This window comes from Myxococcus sp. AM011, assembly GCF_013372595.1.
GTDB lineage: Bacteria > Myxococcota > Myxococcia > Myxococcales > Myxococcaceae > Myxococcus > Myxococcus eversor.
Map to the genome: position 1 here is coordinate 22,318 of NZ_JABXEM010000062.1, position 20,271 is coordinate 42,588.

Below are 20,271 nucleotides of genomic sequence, written 5' to 3' on the forward strand. Positions count from 1 at the left end.
GCGAGGGGGCGGCCGGGCGGCCCTGTCTTCCTTGAACATCCGCCCCTGGCGGGCTAGCAGGGTGCGCGATGTCTCGGATGCCTCCCGCCACCGTCACTCCCGCAGAGAGGCTCCGCCAGCGGTGGGCCGGGGCCCTGCCCCTGTTGGGCCCCGCGCTGCTCTGGTGCACGTTGCACGGGTTGCTCGCGCTGCTGTTCTTCGGGGCTCCCCTGCTCGACTCCGTGGGGCGGTTGGCCAGCACCTTGCGGCCCGTGCTGCTGGTGGGCGGCGTCATCCAGGCGCTGTTCCTGGGACTGCTCACCTTCGTGGCCACCCTGCCCCTGGTGTTGCTCGGGCGGCGTTATGCGCTGGCCCTGCCCATCGTCGTGGCGCTGGGCGTGGCGCTGCTCGGGGTAGACGCGCTGGTGCTGTCGTCGCTGGGATTCCACATCAACGGGCTGGTGCTCGCCGTTGCGCTACAGCCGCGCGCGCTCGCGGAGACGGGGCTCGCGCCGCATGAACTGGCGCTCCTGGGCGCGGCGACGCTGGGCGTGCTCGCGCTGGATGCCTGGGCGGGCGTGCACTTCCTTCGGCGAATCCCCGGTCCACGTCACCTGGGTCGGCTCATCGCCATCCTCGTCGTGGTCGCCGGGGTGGAGCGCCTGACGAGCGCGTGGCTCGTCTTCGCCCACGGGGGCGCCGTGCTGCACGCGGCCACCACCCTGCCCCTGCAGCCCCCCGTGAGGATGAACACGCTGCTCATGCGGCTGACGAACCGGCCTCCCGCGTCCGGGCTGCGGCTGGGCGTGAGCCCCGAAGCCGGCATCCCCGCGTCGACCATCGACCCCGCTTCAGTGCGCTTCACCCGCCGGCCCGACATCGTCCTCATCCTGGTGGAGAGCCTGCGCGACGACTTCTTCCGCGCGGACGTCATGCCCCACCTCTGGCGCAGGGCGGAGCACGGCACGCGCTTCCTGCACCACCACAGCGCGGCCAGCTCCACGGACTACTCCCTCTTCAGCCTCTTCTTCGGACTGGAGGCGCAGCGTCGCGACGCGGTGGTGGGCGCGGGGCGCGCGCCGCTGCTCTTCCCCGCGCTCCGGGAGAATGGCTACCGCCAGGCCTTCTTCGCCGCGTCCTCGGTGGACTGGATGGGCCTGAAGGACACCGTGTTCCGCGACGTGCAGGGCGGCCTGCGCACGGACTACGAGGGCCGCAGCCACCTGCGGGACACCGCCATGGTGAAGGACGCGCTGGACCTGGCGCGCAAGACGCCCAGGGACACGCCGCTGTTCACCTTCGTGTTCTTCGCGGGCACGCACTTCGACTACGACTACCCGGAGCGCTCCGCGGTGTTCACCCCCGCCTGGGACGGCAAGGGAGGCCTTGCCACCGCGCGTGTCCCCGCCGAGCACCTCAAGGCCCGCGCCTGGAACTCCGCCTACGAGGTGGACACCAAGGTGGAGGAGCTCCTGAGCCAGTGGGAGGCCGTGCGAGGAGTTCGCCCCCTGGTCGTCTTCACTGGAGACCATGGTGAGGAGTTCCGCGAGCACGGCCGCGTCGGCCACGCCAGCGACGTCACCGAGCTGCAGCTCCATGTCCCCATGCTCGTGTTCGACGAGCAGCTCCCGACGGGTCAGATTGACGCCGTCACCGGCCACATCGACCTGGTGCCCACCCTGTTCGATTTGCTGGGCGATACCCACACACCCGAGCAACTGGGTGACGGGATTCCGATGAGCCGACCGGACCCTCGGCGCTACCTGCTCACCACCATCGGCTGGGAGGCTCGCTATGCGCTCATCGGTCGGGACTTGAAGGTGCGCTTCGGAGCGGGGCTCCCCGGCACGGAGCTCAGCGACTTGTGGGACCGCCCGCTGACAGACGCGCGGGAGCGCTTCGCCGCCGAGGCCCCTCGCATCCTCCGTCGACTCCGGGGCGGCGGCGCGCAGGGTGAGGCCGAGCCTCGCACCAGCCCCGCGACGGCGACCGAGCCTCCGCGCTGAACGCCGCTCAGAAGCGGACCCGCGCTCCGAGCGCGAGCGTGAACAGGCCCGTCTTCACGGTGCTCGGGTTCTGGAGGAACTGGACGATGCGGTAGTCCGTGGCCACCAGTTCGTAGTAGCCCTCCAGGTGCCGCAGGCCGAGCGATGGCACGGACCGGCCCGCGCTCCCGCCTAGCAGCAGCGCGGGCCTCAACGCCGTCTTGAACCAGTAGTAGCCGGAGACGTAGCGGTCCGGCAGCGTCAGGTAGTAGTCATCGCCGAAGGTGTAGCTGAAGGCCGCGCCCACGGTGAACGGACGGAAGCTCCACTCGCGATGGGTGAGGTGGAACGGGTGCCACTGGCCCTTGAGCGTGAGGGTGACGAAGTCCGCGCCCACCACCGCCTTGGGCGCCCAGCCCACGAGCACCTCCAGCTCCAGTTGCTCATCCAGGAAGGCCCACCCCGGCCCCGCCGCCAGCATGCCGATGGAGCCGGCGAACTGGAGCGCCGCGTGGTCCGGCACGTACCACGGTGCCGCCGCCTGCTCCGGTGACTCCGCTCGCGCCGAGCGCCCCGTGAGCAGCAGCGATGCCAGCAATCCTCCCACGAGCCAGGGGCGCGCCATCAGAAGGAGACCTGCTCGACGTTCACCGAGTCGCCCTCGACGGTGACCACCAGGTAGCTGTGGATCTCGAGCGCATCGGTGCAGAAGTAGCGCACGCCCCGCCGCGCGTCGGTGCTGAAGCGGTGGGAGTGACCATGGAAGGAGATGGAGACTCCGCGCTCCGCCTGGAGCTGCTCGATGGGCTCCGTCAGTGACGCGTCGAAGTCCGCGTGCCCGGGCGGCACATGCGAGAAGGTGAACAGATGCCCGCCGCCGGGCACCTCACCGAGCGCCGAGCGCAGTTGCTCCAGGTCCGGCACGTTGCCTGGGAATCCGTACTCGCGGGAGTTGGAGTCGAAGAGGATGAACCGGCTCCCTCCGTGCTCGAAGCTCAGGAACGTCGGGCCGAAGTGGTGAAGGAAGAGCTCCTTCCCCTGGCCGAGCAGGTCATGGTTGCCGATGACGGCCAGCGTCGGCACCGCCGACTCACCGAGCAGGTCCGCCACCCAGTGGTACTCCTGGGCCGAGCTGAACTCCGTCAGGTCCCCCATCTGCACGACGAAGTCGACGTCCCGCCGCGCGATGTCCCTCACCGCGTCGACGGTGTCGTCCTGGTAGACGCCGATGTCCCCCAGCACCGCGAAGCGGAACGCCCCGCCACTGACGTTGCGCTCGAGTCGTTCGACCGCCCGCGCATTCGTGTCACGCACACCCCCTCGGACTTCATAGGGGTGCAGTTCGAAGACGTCACAGCCGGCGCAGAGCACCAGCAGCCATGGGACCCAGGACCTCACCGTCGTCCCAGGTAACGATGGGCTGCTCCCTCTTCAACCCTTGGCGCAGGGCCGCCCCAGTGGATGAAACATCCACTCATGAGAAACATCACGTGCTCGACAGTCACCGCTCACGCAGCAAGCACTCCCGTGCGTTGACGCTGTTCTCTGCTTCATCCCTGATGCCCGTGGCGCGTGGGAGTCACACACGTGTCATGAGGCCACGACCTGTCCGGGATATGCTCCAGGCGGGAGGTCATGCCCGGAGGGACGCGACGAAGCCCGGGTGGTGAAGCCGTGGGACGACTGCTCTCCTTCGCCCTGGTGGCGGCAAGCCCGGTGGGTGGCGTCCTCGCGGCCGTGCCGCTGGGCATCTTCGGCCTGGGCTATCCAGCGTGGGCGGTGGTCCTCGCTTGCGTGCCCCTGGGCTACCTCCAGGTCCTCGTCGTGGACCTGGGCTGGGATGGACTGGAGCGACTGGCGGCGTGGCGACGCCTGATGTCCCGCCCCCGGAGTCCTTTGGTGCAAAGGTTGCTGTCGCACTGCGGCGGCTTCTGGTCCACCGCCGCCCTCGTCCCCTTGATGGGACCGTGGGCGGTCATGGGCCTGATGAGGACCGCGGGCGTGTCCCAGCGGCGCGTGGTCGCGCCCATCCTGTTCGCGCTGGCCGTGATATCGGCCGGCCTCGGCCTGCTGTGCGTCGTGGTCCCCGAGTGGGTGCGCTGAACCAGAGGCCCACTCAGGCCGCGAGCGCCTTCGCGCCGTCCCAGTCCTCCACTTCGTAGAGGAACTTGGAGCCCTTCACGAGCTTGCGGTTGGCCGAGGTGCTCTGCACGAACACGACGTACTTCTCCAGGCTGGCGGGGCGGATGCGCACCGTCTCTCCCGGCGGCAACCCGAGCATCTCCCGCGCCCGGTCTCCGCTGTAGAAGTCGCCCGTCTTGCGGTCCATCAGCACCACTTCCTTGTGGCCCTGGATGGTCTCCGTCTTGGTGAACTCGTAGAAGCCCCGGCCCGTCTTGAAGCTCAGCCCGTTCTCCTGGACGAAGGCCTTGATGGGCATGTCGCCGTCCACCTCCAGCGACTGGAAGCGGCCGGGCGGCACGGCGCGCAGGTCCGTCTCTCCGTAGAGCGACTCCGTCTTGCGCTGGAGCATGGTGCTGAACATGGCGTTCAGCCCGCGGCTCATGCGCCCCTCCTTCGCAACCTCCGTCTCGTAGGCCTGGAGCCGCGCGTCGGACGACTGCTTGTAACAGACGGCCAGCAGCATGTCGGTGACGTGCGCGAACTGGTCCAGGCTCAGGTGGAAGCCGCCCGACTTCTCCGCCAGCTCCTTGTAGAACGGCGTCGCATGGCGCCGCGCCAGCGCCTGCACCCCGTACACCGGGACGCCCATCCTACCCAGCGCGTCCACTTCCTTGCGCCAGTCCAGCCGCTTCGGGTTGTCCGACGGCCCGTGCGGCACGTCATCGCCAATCAGCACGAAGGCCCGCTGGTAGCCCGTCGTCCACGACAGGGATTGCGCTTCGCGCAGCACCAGCTCGTAGCACTCCGGCGCGTCACCACCGCCCGTCTGCCCCACCTTGTCCACGAAGCGCACCACGGCGTTCGCATCGTCCGTGAGGTCCAGAATCTTGGTGACGTACGTCGAGCCCGCGTCGCAGTAGTCGCCGTGCGCGATGACTCCGATGCGGATGCCGGGAATCTCCTTCATCAGCCGGGACACGGTGCCATGCAGCTTCTTTCGCACCTGCGCGAGGCACGGGTACATGCTGCCGGTGGTGTCGAAGCTGAAGACAATCTCGACGCGATTATCAATGACTGACGCGGCCATTTTTCGCTCCCCTCGTGTGCTGCGATGGGATGAAGAATACGCGGTGGGTCTGACATTTCCGGGCCTCCGGGCGGGCCTACGCGTGGGGTGGTTCCGGGGGCGAAACGGGCCCCTCCTGACAGGGGGCCGAGATGACCTTGCGGGCCTGTCGGGGGCGTGCTGAATAGCCTCGCCACTGCCCCAGACCGGGGCGCGGGGAGGACCTTGGTGGAGATCCAGAAGCCCTACCTGTTGTTCCTGGGGGACGTACCCGACCAGCTCGCGGCGAAGACGGCGCACGGCATCGTCGACTGGCGCCCCGAGTGGTGCGTGGGCCAGCTCCGGCTCCCCGGCTGTCAGGCGGACTGTGGCCTGACGGACCTGGACATCGCCCAGGCGAAGGCGAAGGGCGCCCAGACGCTCATCGTCGGCGTGGCCAACGCGGGGGGCGTGCTCCCCGAGCATTGGGTGAGCAAGCTGGTGGAGGCCCTGGACGCGGGGATGGACGTGGCCACGGGGCTGCACAAGCGGCTGGCCTCCTTCCCCGCCATCGCCGAGGCCGCGGCGCGCAATGGCCGGAAGCTGCACGACGTGCGCATCCCCGACATGGACTTCGCCACGGGCAAGGGCACGAAGCGGCAGGGCCTGCGGCTGCTGACAGTGGGCACGGATTGCTCGGTGGGAAAGAAGTACACGGCGCTCGCGCTGGAGAAGGCGATGCGCGCCCGGGGCCTCAAGGCGGACTTCCGCGCCACGGGCCAGACGGGCATCTTCATCTCCGGCCGGGGCGTGGCGATTGACGCGGTGGTGTCCGACTTCGTCGCGGGCGCGGCGGAGTGGCTGTCACCCGCCAACGACGAGGACCACTGGGACCTGGTGGAAGGCCAGGGCTCGCTGTTCCATCCCTCGTTCGCGGGCGTGACGCTGGGGCTGATGCACGGCGCTCAACCCGATGCATTCATCGTCTGCCACGAGCCCACGCGGACGAAGATGCGCGGCGTCCAGCACGCCCTGCCCTCCATCCAGGCCGTCATCGACCGCACGGTGCTGGAGGGGCAGCTCACCAACCCGGCCATCCAGTGCACGGGGCTCGCCATCAACACCGAGCACCTGTCCGAGCAGGATGCCCTGGCGCTGCTGGAGCGGACCGGACGCGAGTACGGCCTGCCCTGCGTGGACCCCATCCGCACCGGAGTCGGCCCGCTGGTCGACGAGCTGGTGCGCCGCTACCCCGCGAAGGGCTGACCCGAGCCATGCGCAAGCTCACCATCAGGCACGAGAGCTGGCCCATCGCGGGCAGCTTCACCATCTCCCGGGGCTCGAAGACGACGGCCGAGGTGGTGGTCGTCACGCTCGAAGAGGACGGCGCGGTGGGGCGCGGCGAGTGCGTCCCCTACGGGCGTTATGGAGAGACGGTGGACGGCGTGCTGCGCGCGCTGGAGATCGCCCGGCCGAGCATCGAGGGCGGCGTGGGCCGCGACGGTGTCCCGGAGGTGCTGGAGCCCCGGGCCGCGCGCAACGCGCTGGACTGCGCGCTGTGGGATTTGGAGGCGAAGAAGTGCGGCAAGCCCATCTGGGAGCTGCTCGGAATGTCGAAGCCCCAGCCGCTCGTCACCGCGTACACACTGAGCCTGGACACAGCCGAGGCCATGGGGCGGGCCGCCGAGAAGTCCGCGCACCGTCCGCTGTTGAAGGTGAAGCTGGGCCGCGGGGGCGAAGGGGACATCGAGCGACTGCGCGCCATCCGTCTCGGTGCTCCCGCAAGTCGCCTCATCGTGGATGCCAACGAGGGCTGGGCGCCCCGCGAACTCCCCACGTTGCTCGCCGCCTGCGCCGAGATGGGCGTGGTGATGGTGGAGCAACCGCTGCCCGCGTCCGACGACGAGGGCCTGCGAGGACTGCGACGTCCCGTGGCCGTCTGCGCCGACGAGTCCGCGCATGACCGGCACGGACTGGCCACGCTCGTGGGCAAGTACGACGCGGTGAATATCAAGCTCGACAAGACGGGAGGGCTCACCGAGGCCCTGGCCATGGCGAGCGAGGCACGCGGGCACGGACTCCAGCTCATGGTGGGTTGCATGGTGGCGACTTCGCTGTCCATGGCTCCCGCCGTCCTGGTGGCCCAGGGCGCCGAGGTGGTGGACCTGGACGGCCCGCTGCTGCTCGCGAAGGACCGCGAGCCGGGCATCCGCTTCGAGGGCAACACCCTCTTCTGGCCGCCCCGGGAGCTGTGGGGCTGAGCCAACCGAGCCCCGGGCCTCCTCGCGAAGGGCCATCTCCGTCGTCCCGACACCATCCGGGGAAAGCCAGCCCTTGCCCCGCGCGGGCTGGAAGCACAGCATGCGCGGCCACAGTGTCCCCGAACGCCCCGAGCCCGAGCCCCCACCACACGTACACCGAGCGCCGTGCCGCCGCGGAGGCGGAGCTGGCCGCCCTGGACCGCGTCAGTGCCCGCTACGCGAACCTGCGCACCCTGGCCTTCCTCGTCGCGGCCATCATCTCGGGCCTCATCGTCACCGGGCGGCTGCCCAAGACGTGGTGGTGGGGCACGGTGAGCGCCGTCGTCGTCTACGGCCTCCTCGCGGTCCTCCACCATCAAATCTTCCGCCGCGAGGCCCGCCAACGGCTGTACGTCACCCTCAACGAGCGGGGCCTCGCGCGCCTGGGCCACGGCTGGCACGAGTTCACCGAGCGCGGTGAGCGCTTCGCCTCCCCTGCCCACCTCTACACGCCGGACCTGGACGTCTTCGGGCAGGGCAGCCTCTTCCAGCTCCTGAACGAGACGGCCACGCGCGCGGGCGAAGAGCGACTCGCGGCCTGGCTGTCGGCCCCTGCTCCGGTGGACGTGGTGCAAGCGCGTCAGGGCGCGGCTCGGGAGCTTTCGCCGCTCGTGGACTTCCGACAGGACCTCTGCGTGGAGGCACGCACGGTGGCGAAGGAGAAGGCCGACCCGAGCCTCTTCATCCAGTGGTCCGAGGCCGGGCCCTCGCTGGACTCCATCCGCTGGTCCCGCCCGCTCGCCATCCTCCTGCCGCCAGTGACGCTGACGCTCTTCATCCTGGGCGAAGTCGGCGTGCTTCCCGGCTCCTCCGTGTGGGCGGGGCTCGCCGCGCAGCTCGCGGTCGCCGTGGCCACCCGCCGCACCCTGCGGAAGATGGACGAAGGCGTGGAGAAGGGCGAACAGGGCTTCGTCCGCTACGCCCCCATCTTCGAGCGCGTCGAAGGTCAGCGCTTCGAGCATCCCCTCCTGCGCCAGCTCCAGTCCGGACTCCAGCAGCAGGGCGAGCCGCCCGTCTCCAAGCACTTCCAGCGCTTCAGCCGGCTGTTCTCGCTCATCGAATTCAAGCGGCACCAGTTCCACCCCATCATCCACTGGCTCACGCTCTGGGACATCCACGCGCTGTTCGCCCTGGAGAGCTGGCGCACGAAGCACGGCGCGCGGGTGCGGCACTGGTTCGAGGCGCTCGCGGAGCTGGAGGCGCTCTCCTGCGTGGCGGGACTCGCGCATGACCGGCCCGCCTTCGCGTGGCCCACGCTGGAAGCCGCCGGGCCGCTCGTCGAGGCGAAGGTCATGGGCCATCCGCTGCTGGATGCCCCCGTGCCCAATGACGTGTCCCTGCCGGGCCCCCGGCAGGCCCTGCTCATCACCGGCTCCAACATGAGCGGCAAGACGACGCTGATGCGGGCCCTGGGCACCAACACGGTGCTGGCGCTCGCTGGAGCACCGGTGTCCGCCGCGTCGTTCCGACTGTCGCCGCTCCACGTGCTCACCAGCATGCGGGTGAAGGACTCGCTGGAGCGCGGCGTGTCGTACTTCTACGCGGAGGTGCAGCGCATCAAGGCCGTGCTGGACGCGGCGCGCGCGGCGAACGGGCAGGCGCTGTTCCTGCTCGACGAAATCCTCCTGGGCACCAACACCCGGGAGCGACAGCTCGCCTCACGCGAGGTGCTCCGGCTGCTCTTGTCCACCGGGGCATCGGGCGCGGTGACGACGCACGATTTGTCGCTGACGTCGCTGGCCGAAGAGACGCGTGACGCCCACGTCCGCAACGTCCACTTCAGGGACCACCTGGAGGAAGGGGAGATGGTGTTCGACTACCTGCTGCGCGATGGCGTGGTGGACACCACCAACGCGCTGCGAGTCCTCCGCCTCGCCGGCGTCCCCGTGGACGACCCCGAGGCCCCCGTCTCCTGACTTCGAGCATGGAGAGGCGTCACCAGCCTCCGAGCCCCGCAACGACACGGGCCCCGGGAAGCACTTCCCCGGGGCCCGCGAACTTTCAGTCGGCGAAGCGGGCGACTACTTCGCCAGCTCGATGAGCGCCGCGGCGCCCATGCCGCCACCGATGCACATGGTGACGACGCCGTAGCGGCCGTTGCGGCGCTTCAGCTCGCGCAGAATCGTCGCGACCAGCCGCGCACCGGACACGCCCAGCGGGTGGCCCAGGGCGATGGCGCCGCCGTTCGGGTTCACCTTGTCCATGGGGATGCCCAGCTCACGGATGCAGTACAGCGCCTGAGGAGCGAAGGCCTCGTTCAGCTCGAAGACGTCGATGTCCTTCACCTCGAGCTTGTTCTTCGCCAGCAGCTTGCGCACCGCCGGCACCGGGCCGATGCCCATGACTTCCGGAGGCACACCGGCGACGGCGAAGTCCACGAAGTAGCCCAGCGGCTTGACGCCCAGCTCCTTCGCCTTCTCCTCGCTCATCACCACCGCCGCCGCCGCGCCGTCCGTCAGCGGCGACGCGTTGCCGGCCGTCACCACGCCCTTGGCGTTGAACGCCGGGCGCAGCTTGCCCAGGCCCTCGGCCGTCGTCTCCGGACGCAGGATGGTGTCCACGGACACCGTCACCGTCTGCGCCTTGCCCTCCTCGTCGTAGACGGTGGTGGTGACGGGGACGATCTCCTCGGCGAACTTGCCCGTCTCCCGCGCGGAAGCAGCGCGGCGCTGGCTCTCCGCGGCGAACTTGTCGGAGTCCTCACGCGACACGTTGTGACGGGAGGCGATGTTCTCCGCCGTCACACCCATGGACGAGTAGATCTCCGGGTGGTTCGCCATGATGTCCGGGTTGGCGCTGACCTTGTTGCCGCCCATGGGCACCATCGTCATCGACTCGGTACCACCGCCGATTCCGATTTGGATGTGCCCCGCCTGGATGGCCGCGGCAATCTGGGCAATCGCCTGCGTCCCCGAGGAACAGAAGCGGTTGATGGTCATCGCCGGTACTTCCACCGGCAGCCCCGCCAGGAGCGTGGCCTGACGGGCCACGTTCATCCCCTGCTCGGCCTCCGGCATGGCACAGCCCAGGACGACGTCCTCCACGTCCGACGGCTTGAGGCCGGGGACCTGGGCAACGGCTTCCTTGATGGCGATGGCGGCCAGCGTATCCGGCCGGGTGTCCTTGAACTCTCCCTTGTGCGCGCGGGTGAACGGCGTGCGGACCGCGCTGGCAATCACGACTCGACCAGGCATCTTGATGTCTCCTTGCCCGGGGAGTACCCGGGCATGCAGCGAAATTTATGTCGTAGCCAATGGATACCGGCCGGCCGTCAATTCCGCAGCGGCTTGCCCTTCTCGATCATGAACGTCAGGCGGTCCTGGGTCTTCTCCTCGCCGCACAGGCTCAGGAAGGCCTCGGCCTCCAGCTCCAGCAGCTTCTCCTCGGTGACGAGCGCCGAGGTGCTGGTGTCGCCGCCGGTGAGCACGCGAGCGAGCTTCTGACCAATCTTGCGGTCGTGCGCGCTGACCTGCCCGTTCATCTCCATGTCGTACAGCATCATGTCGATGGTGGCGTAGCCGCTGGGGCCGCCCAGCCGGAAGCGCGTGGGACGCGGCGCGCGGAAGCCCGCGTCCGCCATGCCCAGCACCCGAGCCTTCGCATCCGACAAGAGGAAGTCCCGGTTGGCGCTGATGCCGTCCGTCAGGGACAGGAAGCCCAGCTCCCGCGCCTCTTCCGCGCTGGTGGCGACCTTCGCGGTGCCAATGGCCAGGAACACCTTCTTGAGGAAGGGCAGCGGATCGAAGTCCTTGTCCGTGGAGTACGCGCCGTAGACGTTGCGGAGCAGCTGCATGTTGCCGCCACCGCCGGGGATGAGGCCCACGCCGACCTCGACGAGGCCCATGTACAGCTCCGCGCTCGCCTGCACCGCGTTGCCGCCCATCGTCACCTCGGAGCCGCCGCCCAGGGTGAGGTTGAAGGGCGCCGTCACCACCGGCACCGGGCTGTAGCGCATGCGCTGGTTCACCGCCTGGAAGCCGGTGACGAGCTTGCGGATGTCCTCGTACTGGCCGCTCTTCGCCGCCCACACCAGCGCGACGATGTTGGCGCCCGCGGAGAAGTTGGAGCCGTCGTTGCCGATGACGAGGCCCTTGAAGTTCTTCTCCGTCTCGTCCAGCGCCGTGTTCATCATCTCGATGATCTGGTCATCGATGGAGTTCATCTTCGTGTGGAACTCCAGCAGCGTGGCGCCGTCGCCCAAGTCCCACAGGGTGGCGGAGTCGTTGCCGGCCACCTTCTTGTTGCCGCGCTTGAGGTACTCCACGCGCTGCGTGCGGGCGTTCTCCGGCACCACCTTCACGGACTTCGTGGGGATGTCCCAGTACGTGTCCTTGCCGCCCTCCACGCCATAGAAGGACTCGCGGCCCGTGGCCACCATGTCCTCCACCCACTTCGCCGGCTTGAGGCCCAGCTCCTTCATCCGCGCCAGGCCCTTCTTCACGCCGTACGCGTCCCAGACCTCGAAGGGGCCCAGGTCCCAACCGAAGCCCCAGCGCACGCCACGGTCCACGTTGACCACGTCGTCGGCGATCTCCGGGATGCGGCGGCTGGTGTACGCCAGCACGTCCAGCGTCACCTGCTCGGCGAACTTCGCGGCCTTGTCCGTGCCGTTCATGACGACGGCGACGCGCTCCTTGACGTTTTCGACTTCGCGGGCGGCGCCCAGCGACTCGAAGCGCACCTTGCCCTGCGGCCGGTACTCCAGCGTCTTCAGGTCCAGCGCGAGGATTTCCTTCCCGCCGCTGCTCTTGTCCTTCTTGTAGAAGCCGCCGCCGCTCTTGTCGCCGAGCATGCCCTTCTCCACCATCTTCTGGAGGAAGCCGGGGATGGCGAAGACCTCACGCTCCTCGTCCTGCGTCAGCGTGTCGTAACAGTTCTTCGACACGTGGACGAAGGTGTCCAGACCGACGATGTCCGCGGTGCGGAACACGGCGGACTTGGGACGGCCCATGGCCGGGCCGAAAATCTTGTCCACCTCTTCGATGGACAGCTCCGCGGGGCCCATGGCGGCGATGGTCCGCATCATCCCGTACACGCCGATGCGGTTCGCGATGAAGTTGGTGGTGTCCTTGCCGTAGACGATGCCCTTGCCGAGCACCTCTTCACCAAAGCGGTGGATGGTCTTCATCACCGCCGGGTCCGTCTCCGTGCCGGCGACCAACTCCAGCAGCTTCATGTAGCGGACGGGGTTGAAGAAGTGCGTGACGAGGAAGTTCTTCTTGAACGCCGCGCCACGGCCCTGCGTCATCCCGACAATCGACATGCCGGAGGTGTTGGAGGAGATGATGGCGTCCTTGCGGGCGTGCTTCTCCACCTTCTCGAAGAGGGCCTGCTTGACGGCCAGGTCCTCCTTCACCACCTCGATGACCCAGTCGCAGTCGGCGATTTTCGCCATGTCGTCATCGAAGTTGCCCACCTCGATGGCGGTGAACACCTGCTCGGACATGATGGGGCTGGGCTTCTGCTTGCGCATGTTGGCCAGCGCCCCGAGGGCGAACTTGTTGCGGAAGGCCTTGGTCGAAGTGTCTTCGCCCGGTGCGGCCTTCGGCGGAACGATGTCCAGGAGGAGCGCGCGCACGCCCGAGTTGGCCAGATGGGCGGCGATGCCGCTGCCCATCACTCCGGCGCCCAGCACAGCTACCTTGCGGATCCGCGTCGTCATTGGAAGAGGCTCCCTTGAGGGAAGAAGGGACTGCACAAATGTAGGCGATTGACCCGAAAGTCAATCTGTTCGGAAGGTGGGAGCACTCGCCATGCGTCGTCCCAAGGACTACAAACCGGACCTCCATGGCTCGCCCCGACCCGCACTCGTACAACGACAGCACGCAGCCTGAGACGGAAACCCTGGACTGGAAGGCTCGCGTCGACTTCCGGACCCGCCGCCTGCACGCGGAGGCAACACTGACGCTGAAGGAGGCCTCGGCCGGGCCCCTGGATTTGGACACCCGGGAGCTGGAAATTCTCAGAGTCGTAGACGGCAATGGTCGCCCCTTGCCCTACATGCTCGCCCCACCGGAGCCGATTCTGGGGAGCCGGTTGAGGGTGGAGCTGCCCTCGGGGGTGCGACAGCTCACGGTGCACTACCGCACCTCGCCCACGGCGAGCGCGCTGCAGTGGTTGACGCCCTCGCAGACGGCGGGCGGGCAGCACCCGTTCCTGTACAGCCAATGCCAGGCCATCCACGCGCGCAGCGTGGTGCCGCTGCAGGACACGCCGCGCATCCGCATCCGCTACCGCGCGTCGCTGCGAGTGCCCAAGGCGCTCAAGGCCGTCATGGCCGCCAGCTTCCTGCGGCGCGAGGAGCACGGCGTGGAGGCGGAGGAGCACTACGAGATGCCGCAGCCGGTGCCTCCGTATCTCCTGGCCTTCGCGGTGGGCAGCCTGGCGCCCAAGGAGCTGGGCCCTCGCTCGCGCGTATGGGCGGAGCCGGAGCTGCTGGAGGACGCGGCCGAGGAGTTCTCCGGCGTGGACGACATGCTGCGCGCCGCCGAGTCGCTCTTCGGCCCGTACGACTGGGAGCGCTTTGACTTGCTCACCATGCCTCCGTCCTTCCCGTACGGCGGCATGGAGAACCCGAGGCTGACGTTCCTCACGCCCACGCTGATTGCCGGGGACAAGAGCCTGGTCAACGTGGTGGCGCACGAGCTGGCGCACTCGTGGACGGGAAATCTCGTGACGAATGCCTCCGCGGAGCACTTCTGGCTCAACGAGGGCTTCACCGTCTTCGCCGAGCGCCGCATCCTGGAGGCGCTGGCGGGGCCGGAAGTCGCCGCGCTCAACGCCGCGCTGGGGCGCCGCGCGCTGGAGGAGGCGATGCACCACTTCCGCGAGCACCCGCACCTGACGGCCCTGCGCACGCACCTGACGGGCGTGGACCCGGACGAGGCCTTCTCCCAGATTCCGTACGAGAAGGGGTACCTGTTCCTCCGGGCCATGGAGGACGCCGTGGGGCGCGACGCCTTCGACGGCTTCCTGCGCCGCTACCTGGCCACGTACCGCTTCCGCGCCCTCACCACCGAGGAGTTCATCGCCTTCACCGAGCGCGAGCTGCCCGGCGTGCTGGCGAAGGTCGACGCGGACGCCTATCTGCAACGCCCTGGCATTCCCGCGGGCGCGCCCTCACCACGCTCCAGCCGCCTGGAGGAGCTGCTCCGCTTGCGCGGCACCGTGCCTTCGAAGGACGCGGTGAAGGACTGGACGCCCGCGGAGTGGCAGCTCTTCCTGGAGTGGCTGCCCTCGGACACGCCGCGAGACATGTTCCGCCAGCTCGACGAGCGCTTCGAGCTGACCAAGAGCCGCAACGCGGAGGTGCTGGTGGCGTGGCTGGTAGCGGCCTTGCGCGTGGGTTGGGAGCCGGCCGTGGGCCGCACCGAGGCCTTCCTGGGCGAGGTGGGCCGCATGAAGTACCTCAAGCCCCTGTACGGCGTGCTCTGCTCGTCACGCGAGTTCAAGGGCCTGGCGCGCTCGCTCTTCAAGAAGTACTCGGAGCGCTACCACCCCATCGCCCGTCAGGGCGTGGAGCTCATCCTGTCCCGCGCCTGAAGAGGCGCGAGGACCGTTGGGGAGCGTGGACTACTTCGCCGCCTGCGCCACGAGGCGCTTCTCGGCGAGGTCCAGGTACTGGGCATCCATGTCGATGCCCACGTAGCGGCGGCCCAGCTTGAGGGCGGCGACGCCCGTGGTGCCGCTGCCGTTGAAGGGGTCCAGAATCAGCGCGTCCTCGGGGGTGCTCGCCTCGATGATGCGCTCCAGCAGCGCCACGGGCTTCTGCGTGGGGTGGCTGCCGAAGGCCTTCTCCTCGCCGCCGCGCGGGACGGTGAGCGTCCACAGGCGGCCCTCGCCGTCGGCCGTCACTTCCGCGTCGCCGGAGGGAGGAAGCGCCCAGGCGTCACGCATCTGCTTGCCGCCGTTGTCCGCCTTCATCTTCGAGTAGTTGAAGACGTGCTGGAGCTTGCCGCCCGACTTCGGGGAGGCCCAGATGAGCAGCTCCGTCGAGTGGGTGAAGTAGCGGCACGCCAGGTTGGGGCTGGCGTTGGGCTTGAACCAGGTGACGGTGTTGAGCAGCTTGTAGCCGAGCTTCTGCATGGCGAAGCCGGCGTTGAAGATGACGTGCTGCGTGCCGCTCACCCAGAGGGTGCCGGTGGGCTTGAGCAGGCGCTGGCAGGCGGCGAGCCACGCGGTGGTGAAGGCGTGGTCCTCCTCCACCCCGCGCGACACGTCCCAGCCGCCCTTCTGCACCGACACGCGCTTGCCACCCTTGCAGGTGGTGCCACCGTTGGAGAGGAAATACGGCGGGTCCGCGAAAATCATGTCGAACGTCTGGGGCTCGAACTGCTGCAGGAGCTCCAGGCTGTCCCCCCGCAAGAGCGTCCAGGCGTCGCCCTTCGCGTGCACGCTCTCGTTGAGGGAGCGCCGGACAACCTTCAGGTTTGGGGCAGCAGCTTCCGCGAACATCACGCCTCCGTCGGACTCTTCGTCGTGGGACGCGGCGGAATGTGCCTCAACAGGCTGCTACAGCAATTTTCTGACCTGTAGCACCCTGAAACTTGACGAGGTGCTCAAGCCGTAGAAACACCACGAGCAGGGCGGGAGCGCCTCTCGTGGAGGCGCTCCGACACCCTGCTCGCGGTGCTGCTTCAGTGGCTACGAAGCGCGACGGCCCGACTCAGGCCTTGGCCTTCTTGGCCTTGGCGACGGGGACCGCGATGTTGCCCTCGACAGGAGCAGCGTCCGCGCCCTTCGTGGGGTTCGCGGCGTACTTCTTCTTGAAGCGGTCGATGCGGCCGGCCGTGTCCATGAGCTTGAACTTGCCCGTGAAGAAGGGGTGGCAGTTCGCGCAGGTTTCCACCGCGAACGAGCCGCGGGTGGAGTGGGTCTCGAAAACGTTGCCACAGGCACAGGTGATGCGGGACGGCGGATAGACAGGGTGCAGGTCCGGCTTCATGACGCTCTCCAGGGTGCCTTGCCCCCAACCGCCAACGGCTGGGAGGTCCGACACTGTAATGGCCGGCGCTTATAACGGCGCGCCGACCGGGGCACAAGATCCGCCCGGGTCAGTGGGATGCCGAGCCAGGAGGCTCGATGCGTTCCACCGCTTTTTGAACGGCCGGATCCGCCGGCACGTCGCTCCCAAGCTGGATGTACGACAATAGATGCGTCCGGGCCGCGGGCGTTGCGCCCCCCGCCACCGTCTTTTCCAGGGCCGTGCGCCGGGCTTCCAGGCTGGCGACCGCTGCCTCGAGCGAGCGCTTCTGCGTCTCGTCGGTGGATTTGGCGAGCCGCTCCCTGGCCTTGGCCAGGTTGGTTTCGACGATGCGCAGGCCGTCGCGGGTGCGCGCCACCTCGGAGTTGTCCACGAACCGGCCAGGGCCGTTGATGGCCAGCTCCAGCTTCGCCAGCTGGCGCCCCCGGTCTCCCGGCGGGACGATGGTGGTCATCGCCATGCGCTGGGGGATGCCGGAGCCCCGGCCTTCGTGGGACGGCATCACGAAGTCCACGCCCTCCACCTCGTTGGCCAGCTTGAGCACCTCGTCGTAGGGCACGGCGGCGAGCAGCACCACCAGGTCCACGTGCTCCTGCTGGCGCAGCCGCTTCGCCTCGGCGGCCACGGCGGGACCCACCGGCAGGCCCTGCCGCATCACTCCGGCCGCCTTGCCCTGGGCCAACGGCTCCATGGGCTCGGGCTGGGTCGTCGCCGGGGAGGCGCCCACCACGCCGACCTTGAGGCCGCCGACGTCCACCACCGTGGAGGCGGGGAACAGCGGCTTGCCCTTGGCGTCCACGAGGTTCGCCGACAACAGCTTCAGCTTCGACTTGCGCGTCTGCTTGCGCAGGAAGTCCACGCCGAGGTTGAGGTCTCTCGTGCCCACGGCCATGGCGGTGGTGCCCTGCGCGTCCATCTGCGCGAGCAACAGCTCCGCGCGCGGCCGTGCATCCGGAGCGCCGCCGCTGTCCCGGCTCCTGAAGAGCGCGTTGCCCGCGTCCAATACGAGGACCGGTACGCCCTTGGCGCGCTCCTGCTCTATCGTGACTTTTCTTCTGGCCAGACCGCCAGACGGGTTGTGTCGTCAACCACAGGGGGCGATTTCGCCCCCGTTGTCTCCGGTGAAGAGCAGCACCAACTGCTTGGGCGCCGCACCCGCCACGAGGGGCAGGAGCAGGAGCGCCAGCGCGGCGAGCCGCAGGGGACGGAAGCTCACTTCTTGCCGCCCTTCTTGGCGGGGGCCTTCGCCTTGTCCAGCTCGGCGATGCGCTCCTTGGCCGTCTTCGCTGCGGCGGCCTTGGGGTAGCTCTTCACCAGCTCCTCGAGCGCCATCCGCGACTCGTCCTTCATCTTGAGCTGGGCGAAGCACTCGGAGGAGCGCAGGAAGGCGTCCGGCGCGGAGGGCGTCTTCGGGTGGTCCTGCACCACCTTGCCGTACTCGAAGAGGGCCTCGCGGCACTTGGACTCGGAGAAGTACGTCTCACCCAGGCCGTAGTGGGCTTCGCCCACCAGCGGGTCCTTGGCCCACTTCTTCATCAGCTCGGTGAAGAGCTGACGGGCCACGAGCACCTCGCCGGCCTTGGCCCGCTCCTGGGCGAGCGCGAGGAAGTCCTTGGGGTTGGTGGGACGCTGGAGCTCCTCGGCCTTCTTCTTGGCCTCGGCCTCCTTCACGGCGGCCGTGCCCTGCATCGCGAGGAGCTTCTGGTCCTGGGCGCCGAGCGCCGTCTCCAGCTCGGTGATTTTGTGGAGGTAGGTCTCCACCTGGCCGCGCAGCTGGGACAGGTCCTCCATCGTCTTCTGGAGCTGGACGCCGATGTCCGCGTCCTTGCGGCGCGCGGCGGTGTCCAGGCCATCCAGGGCCTTGGTGACCTCGGCGACCTTCTCGTCGATTTTCGGCAGGGTGGCGGCGAGTTGATCGCGCGCCTCCTTCAGCTCCGTCTGCATCTGCGCGGAGTCGGCGCCGAGCCGGTCGACCTTCGCCTCAAGGGCGCGGCCGCGATCAGCGGGATAGAAGCAACCAGGGAGCGCCACCAGCAGCGCGAACAGGACGAGCCTTCGCATGGGTCGGGCATCTTACGGCCAAATCGCCGGGCCGTCCGGACTTCTCGCAAGGCCCCTGGCGCCGAGCCCGCCCGCCTGCTTCGTCAGCGGCTGCGGCTGCTCGGGGGAGACAGGCGTCCGGCGGCGTGAGCACAGGCCACGCGGAGCCGGGCGGGGTTGAGGAAGAAGGGAACCGGGCGGGCCCTCCCCTCCTCCAGGGACACCAGGGCCCGGCGGTACTCAGCGGCGGCCTCAAGGGGGCGACGGCACTGCTCCAGCAGCAGCCCGAGCAGGTAGCGCGCGGCGGCATGGTCCGGGTCCAGCGAGAGGCAGCGGCGCAAATCGCGCTCCGCCACCGCGTCGGAGGCTCCCGAGGCGGCGCCGTCGAGGACGCAGGCGAAGAGCAGGTCGGCTTCGGCGGAGGACGGTGAGGGCAGCGCCGAGCCCTGGTCCGCGTTGGTGGGAATCGACGGCGAGCGGCCCGTTCCCGGCACGGACGCCCGGCCCGCGCCGAGGGGAGTCGGCGATTCGCGGCTCGCGCCCGACAGCGTGCGCCTCCCCGTGCTGGTGGGCGTCCGCGACTCCCGGCTCGTTCCCGATGTGAGCGCCCGGTCCGCGCTATTGGGTGTCGCCGCGTCGCGGCCCGCCCCGACGCCCACTCCAACGATGCTCGCCGGGGCCTCCTTGCCTGGATGCGGTGTCCCCTCGGACACGTCGACCCGGACGTGGAAGAACGCGGCCTCCGTGCGTGCCACCCGCAGCGTTGGAGGCACCTGGAGCAGCGGCTCCGCCGCGGACAGCACCAGCGTTCCCCCGGGCACGAGGCTGTCGGCCAGCGTCGCCACCGTCCGGTGGAAGGACTCCACCGTGAAGTAGATGAGGACGTTGCGGCAGAAGATGACGTCGAAGCACCCCTCTCCCACGGGCCGGGGATAGGGCACGTCCATCAGGTTGTGGACCTGGAAGCTGGCGCGCTCACGCAGCGCCGACACCAGCGACAGCTTCGAGCCCCTGGTCACGAAGTAGCGCTCACGCGGCCCCGAGGGCACCCGGCGCAGTTGCTCCGTCGTGAAAGAGAGCGCGGACGCCCGTCGCAGCGCCGCTTCCGAGATGTCCGTGCCCAGCACCGTGCTGCCAGGACTCGCGCCCGACTCGGCCAGGAGGATGAGCAGCGTGGCCACCTCCTCGCCCGTGGAACAGCCCGCGCTCCAGATTCGCAGCGGCCGTCCCCCCGCGCGCGCAACCAGCGGCGACAGCACCCGCTCCCGGAAGTCGGTGAGCTGGACCTCGTCGCGAAAGAGGTCCGTCTTGTTCACCACCACCGCGGAGATGAGCCCCTCCAGCTCCGCCGCGCCCGACGGCGACTTGAGGAAGGCCAGGTATTGGTGCGGCGTCAGCCCGCGACACCGCTCCGCCAGCCGATCATCCAGGCGACGAATCTGCGGCCCGCTCAAGGCCATGCCCGTGCGCGCCGTGAGGAAGGCGCGCACGGAAGACCATGGCGCACCCGGGGCGCGCACCGGCGGCTCAGCGCCCCACTGCGAGCGACTCACCCCGGGCCAGTCGCGCCAGCGTGGCGGCGACTTCGTCTCCGTGGATGAGGTGGTCCACCGCCTTGCGCTCCACCGCCGTGCCGGGCATGCCGAACACCACGCAGGACTCCTCGTTCTGCGCGAGCGTCAGCCCACCCGCCTGACGGATGGCCAGCAGCCCCTCCGCGCCATCTCCGCCCATGCCCGTCAGCACCAGCCCCACCGCCCGGCGGCCATACGTCCTGGCCGCGCTCTCCAGCAGCGTCGTCCCGGACGGCATGTG

Annotated in this window: 18 protein-coding genes; 6 read left to right on the top strand and 12 right to left on the bottom strand. The window is 69.0% G+C overall.

Annotation, left to right across the window (positions count from 1 at the left end; all coding sequences use genetic code 11):
* The first annotated feature begins 68 nt into the window (after positions 1 to 68).
* Positions 69 to 1,985: a sulfatase-like hydrolase/transferase gene (locus HUW62_RS15365; protein WP_163861908.1), complete on the top strand. Its 1,917-nt coding sequence runs from the start codon at positions 69 to 71 to the stop codon at positions 1,983 to 1,985.
* A 7-nt stretch (positions 1,986 to 1,992) separates the two neighbouring features.
* Here the strand turns inward: HUW62_RS15365 and HUW62_RS15370 are convergent, their stop codons facing one another.
* Both HUW62_RS15370 and HUW62_RS15375 read right to left on the bottom strand, forming a co-directional pair.
* Positions 1,993 to 2,589, bottom strand: coding sequence for a hypothetical protein (locus HUW62_RS15370; RefSeq protein ID WP_163861906.1), 597 nt, complete (start codon positions 2,587 to 2,589; stop codon positions 1,993 to 1,995).
* On the bottom strand, positions 2,589 to 3,278 hold the full coding sequence (locus tag HUW62_RS15375) for a metallophosphoesterase (protein WP_368670419.1): 690 nt from the start codon (positions 3,276 to 3,278) through the stop codon (positions 2,589 to 2,591). Before HUW62_RS15375 ends, HUW62_RS15370 begins: the two co-directional genes overlap by 1 nt.
* A 360-nt stretch (positions 3,279 to 3,638) precedes the next feature.
* Between HUW62_RS15375 and HUW62_RS15380 the strand changes: the two genes are divergently transcribed.
* Complete coding sequence (locus tag HUW62_RS15380) at positions 3,639 to 4,067, top strand: hypothetical protein (protein WP_163861901.1); 429 nt, start codon at positions 3,639 to 3,641, stop codon at positions 4,065 to 4,067.
* 13 nt (positions 4,068 to 4,080) lie between these two features.
* Here HUW62_RS15380 and HUW62_RS15385 read toward each other — a convergent pair whose 3' ends face one another.
* Positions 4,081 to 5,175, bottom strand: coding sequence for a vWA domain-containing protein (locus HUW62_RS15385; RefSeq protein ID WP_176434899.1), 1,095 nt, complete (start codon positions 5,173 to 5,175; stop codon positions 4,081 to 4,083).
* Between the two features lie 207 nt (positions 5,176 to 5,382).
* Here HUW62_RS15385 and dgcN point away from each other — a divergent pair, with 207 nt between their 5' ends.
* The 3 genes from dgcN to HUW62_RS15400 all read left to right on the top strand — a co-directional run bounded on the left by dgcN (position 5,383) and on the right by HUW62_RS15400 (position 9,349).
* Positions 5,383 to 6,399 carry an N-acetyltransferase DgcN gene (gene dgcN, locus HUW62_RS15390; RefSeq protein ID WP_163861896.1) on the top strand — a complete coding sequence of 339 codons (1,017 nt, stop codon included), beginning with the start codon at positions 5,383 to 5,385 and terminating at the stop codon, positions 6,397 to 6,399.
* 8 nt (positions 6,400 to 6,407) lie between these two features.
* Positions 6,408 to 7,394, top strand: coding sequence for an N-acetyl-D-Glu racemase DgcA (dgcA, locus tag HUW62_RS15395; RefSeq protein WP_163861893.1), 987 nt, complete (start codon positions 6,408 to 6,410; stop codon positions 7,392 to 7,394).
* A 113-nt stretch (positions 7,395 to 7,507) separates the two neighbouring features.
* Positions 7,508 to 9,349: a DNA mismatch repair protein MutS gene (locus HUW62_RS15400; protein ID WP_163861890.1), complete on the top strand. Its 1,842-nt coding sequence runs from the start codon at positions 7,508 to 7,510 to the stop codon at positions 9,347 to 9,349.
* Positions 9,350 to 9,454: 105 nt separating this feature from the next.
* Here the strand turns inward: HUW62_RS15400 and HUW62_RS15405 are convergent, their stop codons facing one another.
* Both HUW62_RS15405 and HUW62_RS15410 read right to left on the bottom strand, forming a co-directional pair.
* A complete protein-coding gene (locus HUW62_RS15405) occupies positions 9,455 to 10,627 on the bottom strand; it encodes a thiolase family protein (RefSeq protein WP_176434900.1) in 1,173 nt (390 codons plus the stop codon).
* 77 nt (positions 10,628 to 10,704) lie between these two features.
* Positions 10,705 to 13,095 (bottom strand): 3-hydroxyacyl-CoA dehydrogenase/enoyl-CoA hydratase family protein, encoded by a 2,391-nt coding sequence (locus tag HUW62_RS15410; protein ID WP_176434901.1) that lies wholly within the window; start codon positions 13,093 to 13,095, stop codon positions 10,705 to 10,707.
* A gap of 125 nt (positions 13,096 to 13,220) precedes the next feature.
* Here HUW62_RS15410 and HUW62_RS15415 point away from each other — a divergent pair, with 125 nt between their 5' ends.
* Entirely contained in the window at positions 13,221 to 14,975 is a 1,755-nt protein-coding gene (locus HUW62_RS15415; protein WP_163861882.1) for a M1 family metallopeptidase, read from the top strand.
* A 30-nt stretch (positions 14,976 to 15,005) separates the two neighbouring features.
* On the opposite strand, the gene HUW62_RS15420 is transcribed toward HUW62_RS15415, so the two are convergent.
* The 7 genes from HUW62_RS15420 to HUW62_RS15445 form a co-directional block, all read right to left on the bottom strand.
* A complete protein-coding gene (locus HUW62_RS15420) occupies positions 15,006 to 15,887 on the bottom strand; it encodes a site-specific DNA-methyltransferase (RefSeq protein ID WP_176434904.1) in 882 nt (293 codons plus the stop codon).
* Positions 15,888 to 16,098: 211 nt separating this feature from the next.
* Positions 16,099 to 16,377 carry a 50S ribosomal protein L31 gene (gene rpmE / locus HUW62_RS15425; RefSeq protein WP_163861876.1) on the bottom strand — a complete coding sequence of 93 codons (279 nt, stop codon included), beginning with the start codon at positions 16,375 to 16,377 and terminating at the stop codon, positions 16,099 to 16,101.
* A 109-nt stretch (positions 16,378 to 16,486) separates the two neighbouring features.
* A complete protein-coding gene (locus tag HUW62_RS15430; protein ID WP_240356094.1) occupies positions 16,487 to 17,419 on the bottom strand; it encodes a 5'-nucleotidase in 933 nt (310 codons plus the stop codon).
* 81 nt (positions 17,420 to 17,500) lie between these two features.
* Positions 17,501 to 17,632, bottom strand: a complete 132-nt coding sequence (locus HUW62_RS48745) for a hypothetical protein (RefSeq protein WP_255203447.1) — start codon at positions 17,630 to 17,632, stop codon at positions 17,501 to 17,503.
* Positions 17,629 to 18,477, bottom strand: a complete 849-nt coding sequence (locus HUW62_RS15435; protein WP_163861873.1) for a tetratricopeptide repeat protein — start codon at positions 18,475 to 18,477, stop codon at positions 17,629 to 17,631. Before HUW62_RS15435 ends, HUW62_RS48745 begins: the two co-directional genes overlap by 4 nt.
* Before the next feature lie 83 nt (positions 18,478 to 18,560).
* Complete coding sequence (locus HUW62_RS15440) at positions 18,561 to 19,916, bottom strand: protein-glutamate O-methyltransferase CheR (protein WP_176434905.1); 1,356 nt, start codon at positions 19,914 to 19,916, stop codon at positions 18,561 to 18,563.
* A gap of 67 nt (positions 19,917 to 19,983) precedes the next feature.
* The coding region (locus tag HUW62_RS15445) for a chemotaxis protein CheB (protein WP_303626839.1) at positions 19,984 to 20,271 on the bottom strand (288 nt) is incomplete at its 5' end.